Origin of the sequence: Bacillus sp. TL12 (assembly GCF_022625245.1) — a bacterium.
In the GTDB taxonomy this organism is placed as follows: domain Bacteria; phylum Bacillota; class Bacilli; order Bacillales; family Bacillaceae_G; genus Bacillus_A.
Genome location: NZ_JAJJBY010000111.1, coordinates 1 through 3359 on the forward strand (window position 1 = coordinate 1; position 3359 = coordinate 3359).

Genomic DNA, 3359 nt, shown 5'->3' on the forward strand with positions numbered 1-3359 from the left:
GATTAGAAAGGATGACGTTTTTTTGGTACTTAAGGGTATTAAAATCTCTTAAGTTGATAGCGATGGGGCGGTACCCCATTTTAAAACAATAAAGAATGTGCATGATTTACTTTTTTCTCCAAATAATCTAATGAATAAGTCCCTGAAGTATCCACTAAATCACCAATTGCTCCTGAAAGTTGGTCAATTACCTTTTATAAAGTTTCAACATCCCTTTCTTTTCCCCATGCACTTCATCCATAATATCATGAGCAAGGTGTTGTACTTTACGTAACCGCATTTCTTTCCTCTTCACAATAGCGTCACAGCTTAATCCATTCATATAATGAGAAATACTTTTTATCTTTATCTTTGTCTACAGCTAACATTTAATTAACAACAAAAATATCATTATAATAAATAAAAATTTATTGTAAAACAATAAACATTATGTTAAATTCAACTTTAGAATAAATAAGTGAGGTGCTTTTTATGAAACAAGTATCAACGCTCTTTTTAAAGATCGCTGTTATGCTTATTGGAATTCCGATTCTTGCTTTATGTATATTTGGCTTACCTTGGTTAGCTAATAATCCAGTAAATCCAAATTATGCCCATATACTACATCCCATTTTAATCATTATGTATATATCAGTAATACCCTTTTTCGTTGCGTTATATCAGGCGTTCCGACTTCTAAGCTACATTGACAAGAACAAAGCTTTCTCGGAATTATCTGTAAGAGCTTTAAAAAATATAAAATACTGTGCAATCACAATTAGTATCTTATATGTGGTAAGCATGCCATTCTTTTATTTCATGGCAGAGATAGACGACGCTCCAGGTATTATAGTAATCGGCTTAGTCGTTATTTTTGCTTCAATGGTAATTGCAGTGTTTGCTGCTGTTCTTCAAAAACTGTTAAAAGAAGCGATTGATATAAAATCAGAAAATGACTTAACGGTCTGAGGTGATGAACATGGCAATAATAATCAATATTGATGTAATGTTGGCTAAAAGAAAAATGAGCGTAACAGAACTTTCAGAGAGGGTTGGAATAACGATGGCTAACCTTTCTATATTGAAAAATGGAAAGGCGAAAGCAATTCGTTTTTCCACTTTAGAGGCAATTTGCAAAGCATTAGAATGCCAACCTGGAGACATTTTAGAATACAGAAATGACGAAGACAATCAAGATTCATAAAGTGTGGCGCAAATCATGAGAGCACTAAAACAACTCGTTCGTTTTGGCTTTGAACAGGCCCTATCGTGTTTGTTTCCTGTCGTTATTTTTGCCTCTTTGGCTTTAACACAAATCATGCCACTTCCCTTCCTCACGCGGTATGACTGGCTGCTCATCATCTGTCTTCTGATGCAGTGGTGGATGGTGCATTCTGGGCTTGAAACACGTGATGAGCTAAAGGTTATCACGTTGTTCCATCTGATTGGACTTGCTCTTGAACTTTTTAAAGTACATATGGGCTCTTGGTCTTATCCGGAGGAAGGATATTTTAAAATTTTTGGAGTGCCTTTATATAGCGGATTCATGTATGCGAGTGTAGCGAGTTATCTTTGCCAAGCGTGGAGAAGGTTGAAAGTTGAACTCGTTAAGTGGCCACCTTTTTTAGTAGTTGTCCCTCTTGCAACTGCGATTTATTTAAATTTTTTCACCCACCATTATTGGATTGACGTTCGTTGGTGGTTATCTGCACTTGTCATTATCGTCTTTTGGCGTTCATGGGTCTCATACGAGGTTGGCGGAACTCGTTACCGTATGCCGCTCGCACTTTCTTTTGTGCTCATCGGATTTTTTATGTGGATAGCAGAAAATATTGCAACGTTCTTTGGCGCTTGGAAGTATCCTAATCAAACCGATACATGGCATCTCGTTCATCTCGGAAAGGTGAGTTCCTGGCTTTTATTAGTGATTGTTAGCTTTCTTATAGTAGCGACGTTAAAGCAGGTTAAGGACAAAAGCTCCACTTTCGTAAATACGAATCAATCTCTATAACTGTTAAGGTTCGCATCCTTCATTTTTAATTTAAAGAAGGATAGATAAAGGAGAAATATTTATGCTTTATCTACCCTTCTTTGTACTACATATGCCCTCTTTTTCTACTACATCCTTTCATTTTTCCCACAACAAAAATCAACTTACATAGCCTTTTAGATTCATGCATTGTATGGATGTAATTATTACATCGAACAAGAAATCTCACATATAATTATTCATTTTAAAAATGTTTTAGACTGATGAATAGGTTTCATTTCGCGAAAAAGCTTTTTATTAAAATAAAGTATTAGACTATATAGTTAATATAGGGCTCTTATAAGAGACATAAGAACAATTCTAAAAAACTCACTTATTACAACAAAAACTTATCTCTGTATTTACTGCGTATAATGAGACATTATGGCAACCTCACCTGTATATGGTATACAAAAGACTTTTAATGAAAAGAAACTAATTCTAATCACTAATTTATATAAACAAGGTGAGTAGCAAGCTAGTGTCTTACAGGAATGAGGGAGAGTAAAGAAGTGAGTAAAAATAATACTGCACTACAGAAAATAATTATGGTTAAGAGAACAGATACAAACCCGAAGTAATTAGCTTATATAATAGGTAAATATACAAGAAAAACGAAATCATTCTGCACCTATTGTTATATAAGTGATTTATTAGTAAAGGAATGTGATTATTCTTGAGCCAAAATAAAAGAAGAAACTGTAACCCTTGTGCGATTCCTTGTTTTGTTCCTATTCCCATTTCCATTCCTTTTCCAGGAACGAAAAAAAAGGATGTCTTTGTAATTGCTGTGTTTCACCTATGCAGAATGTTTTACAACAGCTTATTGGGCAAACTGTGATCCTCGGCACTATTGCAGACCAACCAATCATGCCCCCTCATTTCTTTTTATTCACTATCGCTTCCGTGAATGATTTTTTAGTTACAGTTACAGGTAGCACTGGAACCTTCGTAGTCAATATTTCTGATGTAATAGGAGTAGGATTTTTACCACCAGGACCACCTATAACATTACTTTCACCTACAGATTCAGGGTGCGAATGTGATTGTCGTGAACGACCAATTAGACAAGTACTAAATACACGTATCGGTTCTACAGTGAACCTTTTAGTAAGTAATGGTTCTACTGCAGTAAATTTTAACGTGGAACGAACAGGTCTTGGTATAGTGATAGGTACTTTATCTATAGATCCATCTGATCCAACCGACTATAGATTTGCTATTTCAACTTGTAAAATTACAGCTGTAAATATATAAACTCTACTATAACTCAGTTCATTTTTTGCAAAATGAAAATAGTCGTTTATTCAAAAATTTACTTTCAAATCATAAAAAAGAGTCCTCGATTTCT

Annotated in this window: 3 protein-coding genes and 2 pseudogenes; 4 read left to right on the plus strand and 1 reads right to left on the minus strand. The window is 34.6% G+C overall.

Features of this window, described 5'->3' with window-relative positions; translation table 11 throughout:
- Positions 1–80: 80 nt before the first annotated feature.
- Positions 81–295, minus strand: a pseudogene (locus tag LOK41_RS27650) (hypothetical protein).
- Between the two features lie 176 nt (positions 296–471).
- On the opposite strand from LOK41_RS27650, the gene LOK41_RS27655 reads away from it, so the two are divergent.
- The 4 genes and pseudogenes from LOK41_RS27655 to LOK41_RS27670 form a co-directional block, all read left to right on the plus strand.
- On the plus strand, positions 472–948 hold the full coding sequence (locus LOK41_RS27655) for a DUF2975 domain-containing protein (protein ID WP_174103950.1): 477 nt from the start codon (positions 472–474) through the stop codon (positions 946–948).
- A gap of 10 nt (positions 949–958) precedes the next feature.
- A complete protein-coding gene (locus tag LOK41_RS27660) occupies positions 959–1183 on the plus strand; it encodes a helix-turn-helix domain-containing protein (protein ID WP_241819304.1) in 225 nt (74 codons plus the stop codon).
- 15 nt (positions 1184–1198) lie between these two features.
- Complete coding sequence (locus LOK41_RS27665) at positions 1199–1990, plus strand: DUF817 domain-containing protein (protein ID WP_241819305.1); 792 nt, start codon at positions 1199–1201, stop codon at positions 1988–1990.
- Between the two features lie 786 nt (positions 1991–2776).
- Positions 2777–3265, plus strand: a pseudogene (locus LOK41_RS27670) (hypothetical protein); the annotation flags it as partial.
- Positions 3266–3359: the final 94 nt, after the last annotated feature.